The organism is Paraburkholderia lebeckiae (assembly GCF_014201005.1).
Classification (GTDB): Bacteria; Pseudomonadota; Gammaproteobacteria; order Burkholderiales; family Burkholderiaceae; genus Paraburkholderia; species Paraburkholderia tuberum.
The window spans coordinates 434,815-454,787 of record NZ_JACHDK010000003.1 but is presented as its reverse complement, the minus strand read 5'-3'; the positions used below and the strand labels follow the sequence as shown (position 1 = coordinate 454,787).

The 19,973-nt window shown below is 64.1% G+C and carries 14 protein-coding genes; 1 reads left to right on the top strand and 13 read right to left on the bottom strand.

The window, feature by feature from the left end:
* Positions 1 to 28 precede the first annotated feature (28 nt).
* The 7 genes from HDG39_RS08630 to HDG39_RS08600 all read right to left on the bottom strand — a co-directional run bounded on the left by HDG39_RS08630 (position 29) and on the right by HDG39_RS08600 (position 11,558).
* Positions 29 to 619 (bottom strand): SCO family protein, encoded by a 591-nt coding sequence (locus HDG39_RS08630; protein ID WP_184005035.1) that lies wholly within the window; start codon positions 617 to 619, stop codon positions 29 to 31.
* Positions 620 to 941: 322 nt separating this feature from the next.
* Complete coding sequence (locus HDG39_RS08625; protein WP_184005033.1) at positions 942 to 1,478, bottom strand: chromate transporter; 537 nt, start codon at positions 1,476 to 1,478, stop codon at positions 942 to 944.
* Between the two features lie 44 nt (positions 1,479 to 1,522).
* Positions 1,523 to 2,149, bottom strand: a complete 627-nt coding sequence (locus tag HDG39_RS08620; RefSeq protein WP_184005031.1) for a chromate transporter — start codon at positions 2,147 to 2,149, stop codon at positions 1,523 to 1,525.
* 9 nt (positions 2,150 to 2,158) lie between these two features.
* Entirely contained in the window at positions 2,159 to 3,793 is a 1,635-nt protein-coding gene (locus tag HDG39_RS08615) for an efflux transporter outer membrane subunit (RefSeq protein WP_184005029.1), read from the bottom strand.
* Complete coding sequence (locus tag HDG39_RS08610) at positions 3,790 to 7,104, bottom strand: efflux RND transporter permease subunit (RefSeq protein WP_184005027.1); 3,315 nt, start codon at positions 7,102 to 7,104, stop codon at positions 3,790 to 3,792. The genes HDG39_RS08615 and HDG39_RS08610 overlap by 4 nt, the downstream gene beginning before the upstream one ends.
* Positions 7,101 to 10,256 (bottom strand): efflux RND transporter permease subunit, encoded by a 3,156-nt coding sequence (locus tag HDG39_RS08605; RefSeq protein WP_184005025.1) that lies wholly within the window; start codon positions 10,254 to 10,256, stop codon positions 7,101 to 7,103. The genes HDG39_RS08610 and HDG39_RS08605 overlap by 4 nt, the downstream gene beginning before the upstream one ends.
* Before the next feature lie 15 nt (positions 10,257 to 10,271).
* The gene (locus HDG39_RS08600) at positions 10,272 to 11,558 is read right to left on the bottom strand and encodes an efflux RND transporter periplasmic adaptor subunit (protein ID WP_184005023.1); all 1,287 of its coding nucleotides are present in this window, start codon (positions 11,556 to 11,558) and stop codon (positions 10,272 to 10,274) included.
* A gap of 438 nt (positions 11,559 to 11,996) precedes the next feature.
* On the opposite strand from HDG39_RS08600, the gene HDG39_RS08595 reads away from it, so the two are divergent.
* Complete coding sequence (locus tag HDG39_RS08595; protein WP_184005021.1) at positions 11,997 to 12,887, top strand: 2OG-Fe(II) oxygenase; 891 nt, start codon at positions 11,997 to 11,999, stop codon at positions 12,885 to 12,887.
* 188 nt (positions 12,888 to 13,075) lie between these two features.
* Here the strand turns inward: HDG39_RS08595 and HDG39_RS08590 are convergent, their stop codons facing one another.
* From HDG39_RS08590 to HDG39_RS08565, 6 genes are all read right to left on the bottom strand, one after another.
* Positions 13,076 to 14,083, bottom strand: a complete 1,008-nt coding sequence (locus HDG39_RS08590) for a response regulator (protein WP_184005019.1) — start codon at positions 14,081 to 14,083, stop codon at positions 13,076 to 13,078.
* Positions 14,083 to 15,207, bottom strand: a complete 1,125-nt coding sequence (locus tag HDG39_RS08585; RefSeq protein WP_184005241.1) for a hybrid sensor histidine kinase/response regulator — start codon at positions 15,205 to 15,207, stop codon at positions 14,083 to 14,085. The genes HDG39_RS08590 and HDG39_RS08585 overlap by 1 nt, the downstream gene beginning before the upstream one ends.
* A gap of 8 nt (positions 15,208 to 15,215) precedes the next feature.
* Entirely contained in the window at positions 15,216 to 16,571 is a 1,356-nt protein-coding gene (locus HDG39_RS08580; RefSeq protein WP_184005018.1) for a sensor histidine kinase, read from the bottom strand.
* A 22-nt stretch (positions 16,572 to 16,593) separates the two neighbouring features.
* The gene (locus HDG39_RS08575; RefSeq protein WP_018423815.1) at positions 16,594 to 17,985 is read right to left on the bottom strand and encodes a class I SAM-dependent methyltransferase; all 1,392 of its coding nucleotides are present in this window, start codon (positions 17,983 to 17,985) and stop codon (positions 16,594 to 16,596) included.
* Positions 17,986 to 18,538: 553 nt separating this feature from the next.
* The gene (locus HDG39_RS08570; RefSeq protein ID WP_018423816.1) at positions 18,539 to 18,946 is read right to left on the bottom strand and encodes a DUF2000 domain-containing protein; all 408 of its coding nucleotides are present in this window, start codon (positions 18,944 to 18,946) and stop codon (positions 18,539 to 18,541) included.
* Between the two features lie 44 nt (positions 18,947 to 18,990).
* Complete coding sequence (locus HDG39_RS08565) at positions 18,991 to 19,836, bottom strand: AraC family transcriptional regulator (RefSeq protein WP_184005016.1); 846 nt, start codon at positions 19,834 to 19,836, stop codon at positions 18,991 to 18,993.
* Positions 19,837 to 19,973: the final 137 nt, after the last annotated feature.

Genomic DNA, 19,973 nt, shown 5'->3' with positions numbered 1-19,973 from the left:
CTGGTCAGGCAAATCAATTCGAACGCATTCACACTCCTAATACGCCAAGAACATCACAAACTTCTTCGACTCGGGGAAGATCAGCGCTGCGCCAGCGCAACATCGCGTCGTGATCGAAGCAATAGACTTGTGTGGAATGATCGGCGATGTTGCCCGGCAGCGATGCGCGCCCCGCCAGTTCCGCTCGTATCCGGTCGACGTCACCTGGAGCCAGTGTGACCGCGTGCCATGCGGGACCGGCATTGAAACGCGCGAGCCATTCACGCAACGCTGACGGTACATCGCCGAATGGGTCGATTCCAATCGACAGCAAACGGATTGGAAAGCGAGTATGGGCTTGCAGCATCCGGTCCTGAACGGCGCCGAATAGCACCCCCTGCAGCGGGCAAACCGAACTGCAACCCGTGTAAATCGTCTGCACCGCAGTGACGCCGTCACGCAACAACTCTCCGAGCCGCCGGGTCGTGCCAGTCTGGTCGAGTACCGAAACATCGGTAAGGCGCACCGGCGGCCTGACCGGCCCCATGTTTGCATGCTGGGCATACACTTTCACCGATACCGCCGCCGTCACGGCTAAAGCCGTTGCGCGCAATATGTCCCGTCGCGTCCAAGCGGTCATGCTTGCACCCTCGAAATGCTGTATCGCACCCTGCACTAGCTTCGTAAATCGTTTCGATGTTTCGGTAAGCCCGGCATTGCAGCTGACCTATGCGCGACCTCATACGGAACAAATTGCCGACGCACGCACTTGAGCAGGAATTGCGGTTGCTCATGTAGGAGTGCGATGCGCCCTTGCACCGCGCTCATTAAACGATAGCGATGCTTTCTTTCATATACGCTTCAAAGACGACGCCCCCCGAATAATCCCCAATGACGAATTCGCGAGATGTAAGTAGGTGTGTGGCGAAGGCTGTCCCGACGGAGAGCCATGGCTCCGTGCGCTACAGCAACCCCGCAAAATGCGCCAGCACAAACACAACCGCGCCGCCCGCGATCAGCACCAATGCATTGATACGCGTCGTCATCACGAGCACGGTCGCGATGGCCGCGGTGAGCCATGCAATCCACCCGCCTTCGAGCTCCTTGATCAGCACATAGACGGCCGCGAGAATCAACCCGGCAGCCACCGGCCGCAACCCGGCCTGCAACGCATTCAGCCAGCGCGCGCCTTCGTGCCGGTTCCACACGTGCACGACGCCATACATCAGAAACGCAGTCGGCCCGAATAGCGCGACGGTCGCGACGAGCGCGCCACCGAGTCCGCCGACCTGATAGCCAATCAGCGTCGCGAGCAGCGAGCCAGGACCGGGCGCGAGCCGCGCGATCGCGAAGTCGCTGAGAAATTGCGCATGGGTCATCCAGTGATGCACGTCGACGACCTGCCGCTGCACTTCGGGGATGATCCCCTGCCCGCCACCGACGGTGACGATCGACAGCGGCGCGAACACCGAAAACAGGGCGATAAGAGTTCTGAACACGGCAGAAGCTTTTGTGGAGTTTGACTAGCGGCGATAAAAGCCGATCAGGGCTGGCGCGCCTCGCGCACGTATTCATAGCCGACGCTCAACGCCCCGGCGATCAGCACGGTCCAAACCAGCGACACGCGAAACACCGCCGCAGCCGCGAACGTCGCGAGCAGCACCAGATACGGAAACACGCGACGCGGCAGCCGGCGTGCGGCGGTGATCGCCATCGACAGCGACAGCCCGATCGCGCCGGCCGCGGCGCCAGCGAGCGCGATATGCGTGAGCGGAAACGATGCGATCGCCGAGAAGAACGCGCCGAGCAGAATGATCACGACGGCCGCCGGAAAAATGATGCCGGAAAATCCCGCTACAGCGCCGCGCCAGCCGAGCAGCCGGTAGCCGATCCAGATCGCCAGATTCTTCACGTTGACACCGGGCAGCGCCTGCGACAACGCGAGGCCGTTGAGAAATTCGTCTTCGCTCATCCAGTGGCGGTCGTGCACGAATTCGCGCATGAACCAGCCGCTCAGTCCGCCGCCGAAACTCGTCAGACCGATGCGGGCGAAGATCAGAAAGAGGCCGAGCGAGGTCACTTCGCGCGGCGGTGGTGCGCGGTGTGGCGCGTCGTCTTCGGATCTCGATACCGGGTCGCTGACGTCTTGCCCGTGGATGCCTTTGGCCAATGCTCGTCCTTAGTCGTTTTGATCGTGCTGCGCTTGCCGCGCGCCCGGCATGATAGCCGCAGACGTCGCCGATGACGTAGCCGATGAAGCAGACGCAGCCGAAGGCGAGGAAGCCGAAGAAGGCGCCGAGGCAGCCGAAGAAGCCGCCGCCGGATGCCGCGGATCATGCAGCTCATCGGTCGACCACCCGCCGCCCAGATCGCCAAACAACGACGCCGCGTGCAGCAAGCGCGATTCCTGCACGTTCAGCGCGGTCTGCCGCGTCGTCAATTGCGTCGCTTGCGCAATCGCGACCGTCGTGTAATCGACGGTGCCCGCCTGGTATTCGTTGAACGCGATCTCCGCGCCACGATCCGCGTCGCGCACCGCCGTTTCGAGCACGAGCGCCTGCTCGGCGAGAATGCGCAGGCCGGACAGATCGTCCTCGACGTTCTGGAACGCGCCCAGCACCGTGCCGCGATAGTTGGCAACGGCCGCGTCGTAGGCCGCCTTTGCCGCGTCGACATCCGCGCTGCGCAGGCCGCCGTCGAACAGCGTCTCGGTCGCGCTGCCGCCGAGCGACCACACGTAGTTCGCGGCCTTCAGCAGACCGGACAGCGGCGACTGCGTGAATCCGGCCGCGCCCGACAGCGAGATGTCCGGGTAATACGCGGCCACCTCGACGCCGATCGCCGCATTCTGCGCGGCCATCTTGCGCTCGGCTGCGGCGATGTCGGGGCGGCGTTCGAGCAGCGTCGACGGCACGCCGACCGGCACCGAGGGCAGCGCCGGCATCGCGGTGCTATGCGTGATCGACAGTTCCTCCGGGTTCTTGCCGACCAGCACCGCGATCGCATGCGCGTTCTGCGCGCGCGCGACGCCGAGCGCGATCAGATCGGACTTCGCGGTATTCAACTGGCTGCGCGCGGTGATCACGTCGCTTGGCGGAATCGTGCCCGCGTGATCCTGCTCGGTGACGACGTCGAGATAGTGCTGATACGCGACGACCGTTTGCTGCAGCAGGTCGATGTTCGCGTCGCTGGTGCGCAGCTCGATGATCGCGGTCGCGAGCGCGACCTGCTCGGAGAGCGTCGCATTCGCGAGCGTCGCTTCGCTCGACTGCGCGCTCGCGGCGTTTTCCTCGACGGTGCGGCGCACCTGGCCCCACAGGTCCGGCGCCCAGCTCACGTTGCCTTCCAGCGAACCCGAATTGACGATGCGCGCCGCCGTACCATTGACGAAGCTTCCCGATGCACTGACCGAACCGCCGCTCGCGCGTTCGCGCGTCGCCGAACCGGTGGCGTCGATGGTCGGAAACAGGGCCGCGTGCGCGGCGCGCACTTCGGCGAGCGCTTGCTGGTAGTTCGCGTAGTCCACGCGCACGGTCTGGTTCGACACCGCGACGAGCGGTTCGAGTTCGTCGATCAACGGATCGTTGAACGCGCTCCACCATGTGCCCTTCGGGCCGGTCGCGTTCGGCTCGGCCTGGGTCCAGCCCGGCAACTCGGAGTAAGTGGCGGCCACGCTCACCTGCGGCCGGTGATAATCCGGGCCGACCATGCAGCCGGCGTTGAAGAGCGCCAGCAGCGCGACGGCGAGCGTCGCGATGCTCGGCAGCCCGGCGCGGGACCCTCTCATTCGTTCAGTCGCAATCTTCATCGTCATGCCTTCGTATCCGCTTGTCCCGGCTTCGCGTCGCGGTTCCAGCGCAGCCCCGCGGACCATCTGACCAGCCGTGCACGCAGACGGTCGAGATACAGATAAATCACCGGCGTCGTATAGAGCGTAAACATCTGGCTCAGGATCAGCCCGCCCATCACCGTGATACCGAGCGGCTGGCGCAGCGAGCCGCCCTGGCCGATGCCGATCGCGAGCGGCACCGCGCCGAGCACGGCCGCGAACGTCGTCATCATGATCGGCCGCAGACGGATCAGCGCGGCCGCGTGGATTGCGTCGCGCGCGGGCATCTGTTGCTGGCGCTGCAACTGGATCGCGACGTCGACCATCATGATGCCGTTCTTCTTGACGATACCGATCAGCAGGATGATGCCGATCATCGCGATCACCGAGAACGGCGTGCCGAAGATCAGCAGCGCGAGCGTCGCGCCGATGCCCGCGGATGGCAGCGTCGACAGAATCGTCAGCGGGTGGATCGAGCTCTCGTACAGCACGCCGAGCACGATGTAGACGACGCCGAGCGCCGCGAGAATCAGCAGCGGCACCACGCCCATCGACTGCGAATAGGCCGCCGCCGCGCCTGCGAACGAGCCGTGGATGCTCGCGGGCATGCCAATCTCGCGGATCGCTTCGTTGATCGCCGCGCCCGCCTGACTCAGCGACCCGCCGGCCGGCAGGTTGAACGAGATCGTCGCGGCGACGAGCCCGCTCTGGTGGTTCACCTGCGTCGACGTATGGCTGTTCCTATACGTCGTCAGCACCGAAAGCGGCACCATCGTTTCGGCAGCCGTGCTGTCCGCGCTACCGGTCGAACTGCCGCCCTTGCTGTTGGCGATGCTGTTGTTGGTCGCGTTCGACTGCGCGTCCGAGTTGCGCGAGTTCGTGTTCGACGACGTGCCGGTCGTGGTCGCGGTAGTCGTCGCCGATACCGTGCCGTGCGGCATCTGTGTCGCGGCCGTGCCGGTCGGATTGCCGGCGGACGTGCTCAGATAGATCCGGTTCAGCGTCTCTGGATACTGCCAGTACTCTGGCGCGACCTCCATCACGACGAAGTACTGGTTCAGCGGGTTGTAGATCGTCGACACGGTGCGCTGGCCGAACGCGTCGTACAGCACGTTGTCGATCTGATTCGGCGCAAAACCGTAGCGCGCGGCGGTCGCGCGATTGATCGTCAGGTAGGTCTGCAGGCCGTTCTGCTGCAAGTCGGAGTTCACGTCGAGCAGCCGCCCGCGCTCTTTCGACAACGCGGAGACGAGCTTCGGCGTCCACGCAAACAGCGCGGCGGAATCGTCGCTCGTCAGCGTGTACTGGTACTCGGCCGCCGATTGCCGCCCGCCGATGCGCAAATCCTGCTGCGCCTGCAGAAAGAGCCGCGCGCCCGACACTTCGTCGAGCTTCGGCCGCAGCCGGTTGACGACCTGGGTGGCCGTTGCGTGCCGCTGCGACAGCGGCTTCAGCTCGATGAACACGTTGGCGGTATTGAGCGCGCGCCCGCCGGTAAAGCCCGCGACGGACTGCACCGCCGGATCCCTTTGCACGATCGACTGCAACTGCGCGAGCTTCTTCTGCATCGCCGTGAACGAAATGCTCTGGTCGGCGATGATCTGCCCGATCACGATGCCGGTGTCCTGCTCGGGGAAGAAGGTGGCAGGCACGAGTTTGAGCATGAACACGTTGCCGACCAGCAGCGCGAACAGCAGCAGGATCACCAGCAGCGAATGATCGAGCACGGCCGTCAACGAGCGTGCGTAGACGTCCTTGAAGCGATCGAACTGCCGCTCGATCCACCGCGCCCAGCGCGCTTTCGAATGACCTGCGTTGTCGCGGCTCAGCACGTACGCGCACATCGCGGGCGTGACCGTCAACGAGATCACCAGCGAAATCAGGATCGCGATCGACAGCGTGATCGCGAACTCATGGAACATCAGTCCGACGATGCCCGGAAACAGGATGATCGGCAGAAACACCGCTATCAGCGACAGGCTCATCGAGATCACCGTGAAGCCGACCTCGCCCGCGCCCTTCAGCGCGGCCTCTTTCGGACTCAACCCCTGCTCCATGTACCGCACGACGTTTTCGAGCACGACGACCGCGTCGTCGACGACGAAGCCGGTGCCGATGGTCAGCGCCATCAGCGACAGATTGTCGATGCTATAGCCGAGCAGATACATCGGCCCAAAGGTACCGACGATCGACAGCGGCAACGCGACCGCCGGCACCAGCGTCGCGCGCGGCGACTGCAGGAAGATGAATACGACCCCGACCACCAGCAGCACCGCGATGAACAGCGTGCGCTCGGTATCGCTGACCGACGAGGTGACCGACTGCGAGCGATCGATCGCGACATCGACGTGCACGCTGCTCGGCAACGTCGCTTCGATCGCCGGCAGCACGTTGCGTATCTGCCGCACGGTGCTGACCACGTTGCTGCCCGGCATCGGATAGACGATCACGAGAATCGCCGACTTGCCGTTGAAGAGCCCCGCGTTGCGGATGTTTTCGTTCGAGTCGCGCACCTGGGCGACGTCGCGCAACTGCACCGGCGCGCCGTCTCGATACGCGACCACCAGATCGCGATACGGCGCTGCATGCGTAATCTGATCGTTCGACGTGACCACGTAGCGCTGATCGCCGACGTCGATATGCCCCTTCGCGCTGTCGGCATTGGCCGCACTGATCGCCGCGCGCACGTCTTCCATGCCGATCCCATAGCTATTGAGCTTGCCCGGCTGCAACTCGACGCGCACGCTCGGCAACGCGCCGCCGCCGAGCGTGATCTGGCCGACGCCCTGCACCTGCGACAGCTGCTGCTGGATCACCGAATCGGCGGAGTCGTAGAGCTGCGCTTTGGTCAGCGTGTCCGACGTCAGCGACAGCACCATGATCGGCGCGTCGGCCGGGTTGTACTGACGGTAGCTCGGATTGCTGCGCAAGGTGGTGGGCAGATCGGCGCGCGCGGCCTGGATCGCCGCCTCGACGTCGCGCGCGGCGCCATTGATGTCGCGCTTCAGGCCGAACTCGACGATGATCATCGACGAGCCCGCGTAGCTGATCGAGGTCAGCTCCTCGACGTCGGCGATCGTCGCGAGCCGCCGCTCGAGCGGCTCGGCCACCGTCGACGCCATGATGTTCGGGCTCGCGCCGGCCATGTTGGCCTGCACGACGATCACCGGAAACGCGATGTTCGGCAGCGGCGCGACCGGCATGCGGAAATACGCGAGCGTGCCGGAGATCAGGATCGCGATTGCGAGCAGCGTCGTCGCGACCGGCCGTCGGATGAAGATCGCCGGGATGTTCACCGCGAGCCCTCCGCGCCGCCTTCCGGCGGGCGCCCGCCCGGCTCGTCGCCGCCGTTGCGCTTAGCGCGCTCGGCGCGCCAACGGTTCACGCGCGTGGCCATACGGTCGAAGAACAGATAGATCACCGGCGTCGTGAACAGCGTCAGCACCTGGCTCAGCGTCAGGCCGCCGATGATCGCGAGACCGAGCGGCCGGCGCAGTTCCGAACCGGTGCCGGTGCCGAGCAGCATCGGCAGTGCGCCGAGCATCGCGGCGAGCGTCGTCATCAGGATCGGCCGGAAACGCAGCAGCGACGCCTCGAAAATCGCATCGCGCGGCGCCTTGCCATGATTGCGTTCGGCATCGAGCGCGAAGTCGACCATCATGATCGCGTTCTTCTTGACGATGCCGATCAGGAGCACGATGCCGATGATGCCGATCACGTCGAGATCCATACCCGCGAGCATCAGCGAGAGCAGCGCGCCGATACCGGCCGACGGCAGCGTCGACAGGATCGTGACCGGATGGATGAAGCTCTCGTACAGCACGCCGAGCACGATATACACGGCAACGAGCGCCGCGATCAGCAGATAGACCTCGCTGGAGAGCGAATCCTCGAACGCCGCGGTCGCGCCTTGCAGCGACGACGTGATCGACGGCGGCAGGTCGATCGACTGCTCGGCCTGGTGAATCTCCTTGACCGCGGTGCTCAGCGATGCGCCCTTCGCGAGATTGAACGACACCGTCACCGACGGAAACTGCGCGAGATGGCTGATCACGAGCGGCGCCTTCGCGATCTGGATCTTCGCGATGCCGGAAAGCGGCACCTGACCGGTGCTGCTGGTCTGGCTCGGCAGATACAGATTGCCGATCGACTGCACGGTCGGCATCGTTTCCGGCTTCGCGACCAGAATTACGCGGTACTGGGCCGACTGCTCGAAGATCGTCGATACGATGCGCTGGCCGAGCGCGTCGTACAGCGCATTGTCGATCGTCGCGGGCGTGATGCCGAAGCGCGCGGCCAGTTGCCGGTTCACTTCGACGTTCACGCTGAGGCCGTCGCTATTGAGATCGCTCTGCACGTCCGACAGCGACGGAATCTGCTTCAGGCGCGCGACGAGTTCCGGCACGTACTTCTGGAAAGCCTGCTGGCTCGGCCCTCGCAGCACGAAGCTGTACTGGTTCGGCGACACGGTCGTGTCGAGCGTCAGATCCTGCTCGGGCTGCATGAACAGCTTCACGCCGGGCACGTGCGCGACTTCCTGCGCGAGCCGGCGCGCGATTTCCTGGGCATTGTCCGAGCGCTGGTCGCGCTCGCGCAGATTGATCAGGAAGCGACCGTTGTTCAGTGTCGCATTCGTGCCGTCGATCCCGACGTACGACGTCAGCGAGACCACGTCCGGGTCTTTCAGGATCGCATCGGCGAGCGCGCTCTGGCGCTGCACCATCGCCGCGTACGACACCGAGTTGTCGGCGACGCTGATGCCCTGGATCACGCCGACGTCCTGCACCGGAAACAGTCCCTTCGGAATCACCACATACAGGATGCCGGTCAGCACCACGGTGGCGATCGCGACCATCAGCGTCAGCGTCTGATGATCGAGCACCCAGCGCAGGCCGCGCTCGTAGGCGGCGAGCGTCTTGTCGAACAGGCCCTCGCTGATGCGCTCGAAGCGGCTCGGATGGCGCTCGGCCTGCGCGCGCAGCATTCGCGCGCACAGCATCGGCACCACCGTCAGCGACACGACCGCCGAAATCACGATCGTGACCGCGAGCGTCACCGCGAACTCGCTGAACAGCCGCCCGATCACGCCGCCCATGAACAACAGCGGAATCAGCACCGCGATCAGCGAAACAGTCAGCGACAGGATCGTGAAGCCGATCTGCCCCGCGCCTTCGAGAGCGGCTTCGAGCGGTGACATGCCCTCTTCCAGATAGCGCACGATGTTCTCGATCATCACGATCGAGTCGTCGACCACGAAGCCGGTCGCGATGATCAACGCCATCAGCGACAGGTTGTCGATCGAGTAGTTGAGCTGGTACATCACCGCGAGCGTGCCGATCAGCGAGACCGGCACCGAGATGCTCGGAATCAGCGTGGCGGGCACGTTGCGCAGGAACACGAAGATCACCGCGACGACCAGCACGATCGCGAGAATCAGTTCGAACGCGGCGTCCCCGACCGACGCGCGGATCACGCCGGTACTGTCCGACACCACGGTCACTTTCATGCCGGCCGGCAGCGTCGATTCGAGCTGCGGCAGCTCCTTCATGATCTGGTTGACCGTCTGGATCACGTTCGCGCCCGGCTGGCGCTGCACGTTCAGCACGATTGCGGGCGAGCCGTTGTACCAGGCGCCGCGCTCGACGTCCTGGGCGGCCTGGCTCACGCGCGCGACGTCGCGCATGAATACGGGCGAGCCGTTCTGGTAGGCGATTACGGTGTCGAGGTAGTCCTTCGGATCGGTGATCTGATCATTGCCGTTGATCGTGTAGTCGAGATCGGGGCCGTCGAAATTGCCCTTCGGCTGGCTCACGTTCACATAGCTCAGCAGCGTGCGCAGATCGTCGATGTTCAGACCGTAGGCGGCGAGCTTGTGCGGGTCGGCTTCGACCCGGATCGCGGGCACGTTGCCGCCGCTCGTCGTCACGACGCCGACGCCCGCCACTTCCGAGATCTTCGTGCCGAGGCGGTTGTTCGCGTCGTCCTCCAGTTGCGTCAGCGACATCGACTTCGAGGTGACCGCGAGCGTCAGAATGGGCTGGTCGGCGGGATTGACCTTTGCGTAGGTCGGCGGTGCCGGCAAGCCCGACGGCAGAAAGCTGTTCGCCGCGTTGATCGCCTGCTGCACGTTCTGCTCGGCGATGTCGAGGTTCAGCGACAGATCGAACTGCAGCGTGATCACCGACGCCCCGTCCGAACTGTACGAGGTCATCTGCTGCAGGCCCGGAATCTCGCCGAGCTGCACCTCGAGCGGCGCGGTCACGGTGGTCGCCATCACGGTCGGGCTCGCGCCCGGATAAAAGGTCTGCACCTGAATCGTCGGATAGTCGACGTTCGGCAGCGACGACACCGGCAGCACGCGCATCGCGATCAGACCGACGAGCACGAGCGCGATCATCAACAGCAGCGTCGCGACCGGGCGAAGAATGAACAGGCGGGAAATGTTCATCGGCGCGGGGGTCCGTTACGACGAGGCGGCTTCGGACGCGGCCGGCGCAGGCGATACCGCCGCGCTCGACGCCGGCGCGGCTTCGGACGCGGCAGCGGGCGCCTTCGGGCCGGCGGCGGACGTGCCGGTGGCGGACGTGCCGCTCGCCGCGGCGGCGGACTTCGGATGCGCCGGCTGGATCTTCGCGCCGTCGTTCAGACGATCCGTGCCGTCCGTCACGACCTGGTTGCCGGCCGCGAGTCCCGACACGATCACCGTATTCTTGCCGTCGCTCGGCCCGAGCTTGACCTTGTGCACGGACACCGTGCTGTCCGGATTGACCAGATAGACGAAGTCGCCCGGCGCGCCGGACTGTACCGCGGCGGTCGGCACGAGAACCGCGTTCTGCATCGTGTCGACGAGCAGCTTCACGTTGACGAACTCGTTCGGGAACAGCGTTTCGTCGTCGTTCGCGAAGGTCGCGCGCAAGGTGACGGTGCCGGTCGCGGTCGCCATCTGGTTGCTGACCGCGTACAGCGTGCCGGTCGCGATCTCGCGCGAGTTATCGCTCGAATACGCGGTGACCGGCAGCTTCGCGCCGGTGGCGAGACGCTGCACGATCGACGCGAGCGAATCCTGCGGCACCGTGAACTGCACCGTGGTCGGCTTCACGGTCGTGATGACGACGATGCCCGTCGACGACGACGCGGTCACGTAGTTGCCCGGATCGACGAGCCGCAAGCCGACCTTGCCCGCGATCGGCGCGGTGATGCGGCAATAGGCGAGGTCGAGATCGAATTGGGCGATGTTGGCGAGGTCGACCTTCACCGCCGCTTCGTCCTGCTGCACGAGGAATTGCTGATCCGCGAAGGTTTGCTGCGCGATCGACTTGCGTTCGTTCAACTGCGTATAGCGCTCGAGATCGGCGCGCGCCTGCGCGAGCGACGCGCGGTCTTTCGCGAGCGTCGCTTCCGCCTGCTGCTTGCTGATCTGATACTGGCGCGGATCGATCTGCGCGAGGAACTGGCCTTTTTGCACCTCCTGGCCTTCGTGATAGCCGACTTCGGTCAGATAGCCGCTCAGCTGCGGCAGCACGGTCACGGTTGCGGTCGGCGTGACGGTGCCGAGCTCGCTCAGCGTGACCGGCATCGAACCGAGCGTCGCCTGCGCGACGGTGACGACGATCGCCGCGTTCTCGCGCACCGGCTTCTTGCGCGTCAGCAGATGAACCGCGACGAGCCCGACCAGCACGAGCACGACAACCGCGAAGATGATGAGCCCGCGTCGGGAGCGCTTTGGCGGCGGGGACACGGTTTCGCTCATGTTGATCTCCGGGAACGGATTTTGGTGCTGATACTCGGTTGGAAGCTCGTCCGCCGACGGGACTGCGCAAAATTGCCATGGTTCCCGCGCGTTGTCATCAGTCGAAGGCCTCCGGACGTTTTGTTATGAAGATGTAAGGAAGTGGGCAAGGGCTTGAATACGGGCATGCGTGAATGTAACCGGCTTGCGCCGGCCTTGAGTTACAGGGGTGCAACATGTTGGCCGGTGAAAGAGTCAGGGGCATCGATCGGGCGGCACGTGGGGGCGGACACCCGCATGGGCCGAGTTATGGGCGCGGTGGGACATCGCAATATGCGGTAACAGACGACAGCCAACTGACAACCGGGCCGTGCGTCCAGAGTCGTCACAATCGTCCGCTATCATCGCGAGCCAGCGTCGCGCGCGCCGCGACTGTCACGACCCCACAACCTCACCCCGATGTCCATCACCGTCAATTTCCCAGCCGAAGTCCGCGACTGGATCGCCGCCAACCTTTCGCGCGGCGTCGCGCCCCAAGCGATCGTCAACGAACTGGTGAGCCGCGACAACGCGGCCGAGCTCGCGTCGGCAATGGTCGATGCGGTCGCATCGGCGTTCCTGTACGGTATGGCGCTGCCCGGCGACAAGCTCGAAGTCGGCAGCGCACCGCTCAGCTACCAGCCCGAGCCGCTGCGCGTGCCCGACGGTCCGCTGATCCAACTCGGCGAGCGCAAGGTGCGCGTGCTGTCGCGGCTGCAACGACCGGCCGCCGTGCACATCGCCAATTTCCTGAGTGCCGATGAATGCGAGCAGCTGATCGCGCTCGCACAGCCGCGGCTCGACCGGTCGGCCGTCGTCGATCCAGTGACCGGCCGCGATGTGATCGCCGGTCATCGCAGCAGTCACGGGATGTTTTTCCGTTTGGGCGAGACGCCGTTGATCGCGCGCATCGAGGCGCGCATCGCGGAACTCACGGCAACCCCGGTCGAGAACGGCGAAGGCCTGCAAATGCTGCACTATGAGGAAGGCGCGGAGTCGACGCCGCACGTCGACTATCTGATGACGAACAACGAAGCGAATCGCGAGTCGATCGCGCGCAGCGGCCAGCGCATGGGCACGCTGCTGATGTATCTGAAAGATGCGGAAGGCGGCGGTGAGACGGTGTTTCCGCAGATTGGCTGGTCGGTCGCGCCGCAGCGCGGGCATGCGCTCTATTTCGAATATGGGAACCGCTTTGGGCTGTGCGATCCGAGTTCGTTGCATGCGAGCACGCCGCTACGTTCGGGAGACAAGTGGGTGGCTACCAAGTGGATTCGGACGCGGAGGTTTGTGCCGCGCGATCAGGCTTGAGAAGTCAGGCCTGAAAGGCAACGCTTGTCGAGATGAAGAGGGCGTGCTGATTGTCCGAGAACGGGGAAAAACATTCGAACGGCTCGCGCGAGCCGTAGTCAGCGTCGCGCTGCTAGCCGCGGGGGGCTGCAGCGCGAAGCCGGTAGCAGGAAGGACGCGTCAGACGCCGCGCCCTCGAAGCAAGCTCATCAGAACTGCTCGATCCACGTGGCGAGGCGATCGGCGGCGAACTCGCTACCGCGCTGCGCCGGCCGGAACGCGATCGCATCGCCTTCACTAGCCGGCTGCAGTGCAACGTCATTGCCGTCGAGCCACAGAAGGCTCGCCAGCCATACCGCGTGCCCGCTCGACACCGCGTTGTTGCCCGGCTCCGCGAGAAACTCCGCGAGGGTGGCCGGCTGGTCGCACATGAGACCATCGCCTTCGCGGCGCACATTGATGCCTGCCTCGGAAAATACCCCGGCCAGCGTCGTCAGTGCGTCGCTCGCAGTCGCGCTCGCGCTGCCGTGACGGTTACGCAGCGTGGCGAGGTGCGCGGCCACCGTATGACCGAACGCGCCGCTGCGGGCACTCTCGGCCGCGATCAGATCGGAGTAGTCCTGCAGCAGCCAGTCCGGCTCGGAGTTCGGCACGTCGGCGAGTACCGCTGCGGCGAGATACGTCTCGACCGGCTGAAAGCGCTCGGGCCCGATCAGCGTGGCCGAGAGCGAACGCAACAGACCGATGCGAGTGGCGACCACCTGCTTTTGCAGCACGCCCAGCTTCTCGCGCACCAGCGTGTCGCGCTCCTTGCGCAGCTCGGCAAGCTCGAGCGCCTGCTTCAGCTCCATGCGCAGCGCCGTGATGTCCCAAGGCTTCTTGATGTAGCGATGGATGTGACCGAGGTTGACGGCCGCGACGGTCTGATCGATTTCCGAATACGCGGTGGTCAGAATCCGCACGACATGCGGAAAGCGCTCGCTCGCATAGCGCAGCAGCTCGTTGCCGAACTCGCCCGGCATACGCTGGTCGGAGACCAGCACCCCCACCCTGTCGCCGTGCTCGTCGAGCAGCGCCTTGCCCTCTTCCACCGAGCCGCCGGTCAGGACCGGCGCCAGGCTTCCGATGGCGCGCTGGAAGTACTTTACCGCGGTAGCTTCGTCATCGACGAAGATGATCGCCGGCGCCAACTCCTCTGTGGCTTTTGCTTCGTTCATCAACAACTCCTGTGCGTTTGACCTTTGATATGGGGGAAATCCAGCACTACGGTGGTGCCTCCCCACGACGTGGACTCGATCCTGAGTCCGCCGCCACAGGACTGCATGACACGGTTGCATAGAATCAGGCCCAAGCCGTTCCCCCCGGATTTCGCGTGCGTTGTAATTGGGTCCGTCAACAGGCGGTCTTTGATCTCGGGCGGAATTCCCGGCCCGTTGTCGCAGATGCCGATGCTCGGGTGGGGTTCCGTTGTCACGGTAAAGCGTACCGACGGCGACGACACATCCGCGAGCGCGCGCAACGCGTTGGACAACAGCGACGACAGCACGAGCGCCACGCAATTCGGTTGCGTGAGCACGGCAAAGTCGCTGTCGACGTCGACCTGCACCCACGAGCGCTGCGCGGTCGTAAACGGATACGTATCGAGCAACGCCGAGATCAGCCCATGCGCGGTACTCTCGATGCGCGCCTCGTCGCCCTCCAGTTGCCGGCGCCGCCCGTTGTGGACCGAGCGCCAGAAGGACGACACCACCGCCATGCAGTACTGCGCGCTCTCGCGCATCGATTTCGCGGCGCCGAGAATTTCGCCTTCCGCATCGCGCTCCGCGTCGATGCGGTCTTCGATGCTGTGCGCGTTCAACGCGATCGCCGCGAGCGGCGTGTTCAGTTCGTGCGCGATGAACGCCAGGGTTTCGTCGATGGCGATCAGGCGCTGATTCTGCATCGCGCGTTCGTGGTAACGATCGAACGCAAGTTGTAGCGTATCGCGCACTGCCGCCGGCTTCAGCGGCTTTTCGAGGATGCGGAACACCTCGCCGGTGTTGACCGTCCGCAATAACATCTCGACGTCTGCATAAGCAGTGACCAGAATCCGCACGATGTGCGGATATTCCAGCGCCACCTGGCGCAGCAGTTCGCCACCGTCACGCCCCGGCATGCGGAAGTCCGTGACCAGCACCGCGATGCGGGCGTTGTCCTGCTCGAGGATAGCGATCGCCTCATCGCTGCTCGTCGCGAGCAGGACCTCGTAATCGGCACCTACGGTGCGCGCGAAATATTTGCAGGCCAACTCTTCGTCATCGACGTAGAGAAGAGTGGGCTGTGTCTGTCGGATGTCATTCATGGTGTTTCTCAGGGTGCGGGCGACAGATCGAAACTGAACGACGCCCAACTTCCCTGCTCGCTCTCAGCAAACAGCAGGCCGCCATGACGCTCGATCACCGCATAGCTGATCGACAGCCCGAGGCCCAGGCCTTGTCCCACTTCGCGGGTGGTAAAAAATGGCTCGAACACGCGCGCGAGATGCTCCGGCGCGATGCCCGGCCCGTTGTCTTTTACCGTCACATGCAGGCGGTCTTCGGTCCATCTGACGTCGACGTGAATCGCCGGCGCGGGCGTGGCCGCCTTGCGCATCGCCAGCACCGCATTCGACAGCAGGTTGATCAGCACGCCGATGATGGCCGCCTCGTCGCCCTGCACCAGCGTATCCGCGGGCAGTTCGCGCGTGACGGTGACGCCGCGCAATTCATGCCCGACGAGCCGGATCGCCGAATCGAGCGCCTTTTCGAACAGGAACGGCGTGCCCAGCTCCGCCTCGGCGCCGGGCTTGCGATACGCGAACGTCTTCAGGTCCGACACGATGTGCTGGATCCGCTGCATGCCCTGCCGCGCATCGACCAGACATTCCTGCAGCGTCGGCTCCTTCTTCGAGATCGGCTCTTCCAGCGCAACCTCGATTGCCATCAGACAAAAGTTCACCGGGTTGTTCACTTCATGCAGCAGGCCGGCCGCGAGCGTACCGATCGCCGCCATTTTTTCCTGCTGCAGCAGTTGGCCCTTGATGTCGAGCAACTGCCGATTGATCACTTCGAGTTCGGCGTTCTTCGCGGAGACCTCCGCGTTTTTCTCGGACACTTCGGCCTTCAGGCGAAACAGCATGAAGCGCACGCGTTCGTTGAAAAACGTGTAGACGGCACTTGCCGCAGCGGCGAACAGAAGGAGCAGAACATTGACGGTCATCGTGCCGAGCGGCACGCCGTCATGCGGAGGCAACAGGCAGGCCAGCAGATACAGAAAGCAGGACAGCACGCCGAACACGAGGTTTTGCCAAAGACCGAACGGCAACGCAATGCCGGACGCGAAGATGGCCAGATTCAGGCCCATGTAGTAGGGCGACAGAACACCATCGGTGCGCCAGATCATCCATGAAATCATCGCCTGCGGCAGCAGCAGCCAGGACAGCGTCAGCCATGGAGTAAGCCGCCGCCCCATGCTGGTGTCGAGCAAGGCGATGACACCGCCGATCATCAACGACACGAGCAGGCGCGCGAGCGCGAACGACGTCTGATACTGCGGATACTGCGCGTAATCCAGCCCCACGCCGAGCAGCACGAGCGCAATCGCCGTGCACGCGCCGCCCCGGCTGAACGTGACGCGAAAGTCGGCCAGCTCGGTTTGATAGCCGCTTTGCAAGGGACTGGTTGTCATGGACAGGGATGTCGACACGGTTTCAGAGGATCGTGGCTTCCGCGAACACATTCACCCCGGTCACGTCGACGTAGAGCTTCTGGTCAGTGGAGTTGGCGGGAAGCAGCGAGCTCATGCCGCTCTCGTTCCGATAGATCAGATACCACTCGAGCAGATGCTCCATCCCGTACTTCTCCGGATTCGCCGAATGGACGTTGGTGACCAGCAACTGGCCACCAACTCGCGTGCGAGCGGCGAAGTAACTCAAGAGGCGCGCGCAGACCTTGTCCGACAGATAGTCGAACAGACCCGCGCAGTACACCGCGTCGAATTCGCGCGCGGAGGGGTCCGTTGAAATTTTACGCTTGAGCAGATCGTGCACCGACTGATGCACCATTTGCACCGAGGCTTTATGGCCCGCGGCATTCGCCGAGCTTTCGATCGCGTCCTTCGTAAACGCCAGCGTTTCCTCGCTGAAGTCGACCAGCTCGAACGACAGCAGCTCCGGATGCGGATATTCGCGCACGAAGCGCTGGATCTCGAAAGCGGGCCCGCAACCGACGTTGAGGATGCGGAACGGCCTGCCGGCAGCGCGCGCCGCTTCGGCCTGACGCGTCAGAAAGTCGATCAGCAGCGTGATGCGGTTGCGGTGCGCGGTCGCGACCGCCGCTTGCAGGAACGCGGTGTTGACGATCTGGAAGTATGTGGTCGGACCTTGCTGCGGATCGCTGAGGATCTGGTTGACCATCTCGTAGTCGCCGGCATAGCCGAGCGGCTTGGTGAACGTGCGGTAGACGAATGGCGCGCGCAGCAGCAACGGATGCAGTGCCGCTTGCGCATACGTGCGATGCACGGGCGCGGTCTCGGCTTCGACGCGCTCGGCCTCTTCCTCCAGGCGGTCGAGGAAGAACTTGATCTTGAGCATGATCGGCGTGGCGAGCTCGTAGAACAGGTCCTCGCGCAGCCTGCCTTCTTCGGTCTTCGGCAAGCTCTCGGTCAGGTCGACCTGCTCGACCCAGCGCGACACTTCCGACAGGAACGCGCGCATCTCGTTCACGACGATCTGATAGTCGCGCCGGATATTGAAGCGCGCGTCCCAGTCGCTAATAAAGAGTTCTGCTTCCCGGCCGACCGACTTCGCTTCATTGGGCAGAACGCTAAGCTCGCGCCATTCGTCGATGAGTGCCAGCGAAACCACCGCGGTCAGACCGGTGTTCACCAGACTCACCACCACCGCCTTGCCGAGATAGGCATTCTTGGTGCCCATGCGCACGCTCAGCTCGCTTAACACCTCGCTGACCTGCACGATGGAATAGGGGTTATAGACCTCCATGACCAAAGACTTTCTCTGGAGGTTAATGATCGTCCCACGCACGTGCTCGCGCTGCGAGTTGCGGAAGCTGATCACCGGGTCGATTTGCGTTTGAGAGTACACGGTATTAGTACCTGAGGAATCCGGGAACGCAGCAGGGTGTTGGAGAAGTCCAGTGAATGGCTGCCGCATGCACGACACCAGCGACAAGTCGTGGACGCGTTTCAAACCACAGTTGAGCTGGAAACACCAAAGCCCCTTGCCAGAATGGCTCCAGCGGCTTGCAGTGTAACATCAACACATTCAATTCTGACTGAGGTCAAATTCAGGATGAAAAGTATACGCAAGGTTTTCTTGCGAGCATGTACGTGCTGTAGAAAGCCGTTTTTGCAAAGAACCATTTGAAACGAGTTGGCGAGCGCGCCGGTGCAATCGCAGACAATTCGTTTCTCGACAAAGACTTGCAATCGCATTGCCACGATGGCGGCACGATCCGCTATTGAGGGGGTACGTTACTTGTGCCTTTCTGATCTATGCCCTTTGGATATGCCCCGTGCATTCGCCGAATAAGCCTTTTTTGTTTTAGCGCAATTCGCGTCCGGCGCGGCAAACGTTTTTCTTTTAGAGCTTCGGCGCGAGTACCGTCGACAATCGGGCGGCTCGCGCACTCGTTGACTCATTCGTGCAAGGCCAAACCTTTCACGGCCTTATCGACGGCTTTCTTCGGTCCGTGCAGTGCGAGACCGACGAGGTCGAGATTCGCCGCGTCCTCGGCGCGAAAGACTGCGCGATTCGCCGCGTCATGCCCCGTCGAAAACATCGCGTGCACATACGGCACGATTCGGAGCTCGCGCGACAGCGCCTGCCGATGCGCGCCCTGCAGACCGAACCGGTCGGCGGCGAACACCATCATCGGCTGGCCGAGCATGCGGCCGTAGCGGTGCCCGGCGGCATCCTCGTAGGGTTCGCCCAGCGCATCGGGCGCCGCGGCCGCGACACCGGTCGCGAGAAACGCGATCACATTGAGCTTCTGCCAGACCGCGAGATCGCTGCGCACGATCAGCGCCACTTTGGTATCGAACATGACGACTCCTCGTTGAGCCGCTCATGATCGACGATGCCGCGCGATCAGTCTGGAACGTTTGTGCACATCTGCCGGTACGCCGCCGGCGTCATGCGGTACGCCCGACGAAACCAGCGGCCGAGATGGCTCTGATCCGCGAAGCCGACTTCGGCGGCGACCTGCGCGGGCGTGCGGCCGGTCGCGAGCAGGCGCCGCGCGGCGCGCAGGCGCAAGCGCACCAGATACGCGTGCGGCGAGGTGCCGAACGCGCGCTGAAACAGACGCGTCAACCTGAACCGGTCGATGCCGGCAACTTCGGCGAGTTCGTCGAGCCCGAGATTGCCGTCCATGTGTTCGTGCAACAGATCGCGCACCCGCGTGATCGCAGGTGACGCAGCGAGGTCGCCGCTCAGCGGCGCATCGCGCAGCTGGGCGCCGAGTTGCAGCAGCAGACGATCGAGCGTCTGGTCGCGCGCGAGCCGGCCCTCGTTGCCGTAGATCGCGGCGAAGGCCCGGCCGATCGCATCGACGAGCGCACGGTCGTCGACCAGTGTACGGCCGAACGCCGCCTCGACGCCGGCCAGTCCCGGCAGATCGAGCCGCCGCGCCGCGCGTTCGACCCAGGCTTGCGGCAGATACAGCATCGCGTAGGTGAAGCCGGCCGCCTCTGGCGCGTGACCGTCGTGCAGCGCGCCGGGCTCGATCAGGATCGCGCGACCCGGCACGCTCGTGTGCAACGACCGATGACACTGGAAGCGTTGCACGCCCTGCTCGGTATAGCCGATCAACATGTCGTCGTGATCGTGCGGATCGTAGGCGTGGCCGCCGAAATGCGCGCGCAGGCTCTCGATGCCGGTTTCGGCATCGCGGCGGGCGATTAGCCAGTTGGCGGGACTGAGTGGAGTGGGCATGGGTTGGAGCTGGCGGGCAGGGGGCGATGCGGCCAGCGGATAGTGTACGGCAGCGGGAAAATCGGGTTGGGCCAACGCCCCGTCGGCGAAACGTCCTCACGATGTCAGTGCAACTCACCCCGCTCGTCGCCGACCAG

Coding starts and splice junctions, on each gene's coding strand:
- HDG39_RS08585 (WP_184005241.1), bottom strand. CDS start 15,207: ATGAATGACATCCGACAGACACAGCCCACTCTTCTCTACGTCGATGAC.
- HDG39_RS08615 (WP_184005029.1), bottom strand. CDS start 3,793: ATGACGATGAAGATTGCGACTGAACGAATGAGAGGGTCCCGCGCCGGG.
- HDG39_RS08630 (WP_184005035.1), bottom strand. CDS start 619: ATGACCGCTTGGACGCGACGGGACATATTGCGCGCAACGGCTTTAGCC.
- HDG39_RS08580 (WP_184005018.1), bottom strand. CDS start 16,571: ATGACAACCAGTCCCTTGCAAAGCGGCTATCAAACCGAGCTGGCCGAC.
- HDG39_RS08595 (WP_184005021.1), top strand. CDS start 11,997: ATGTCCATCACCGTCAATTTCCCAGCCGAAGTCCGCGACTGGATCGCC.
- HDG39_RS08590 (WP_184005019.1), bottom strand. CDS start 14,083: ATGAACGAAGCAAAAGCCACAGAGGAGTTGGCGCCGGCGATCATCTTC.
- HDG39_RS08570 (WP_018423816.1), bottom strand. CDS start 18,946: ATGTTCGATACCAAAGTGGCGCTGATCGTGCGCAGCGATCTCGCGGTC.
- HDG39_RS08565 (WP_184005016.1), bottom strand. CDS start 19,836: ATGCCCACTCCACTCAGTCCCGCCAACTGGCTAATCGCCCGCCGCGAT.
- HDG39_RS08605 (WP_184005025.1), bottom strand. CDS start 10,256: ATGAACATTTCCCGCCTGTTCATTCTTCGCCCGGTCGCGACGCTGCTG.
- HDG39_RS08600 (WP_184005023.1), bottom strand. CDS start 11,558: ATGAGCGAAACCGTGTCCCCGCCGCCAAAGCGCTCCCGACGCGGGCTC.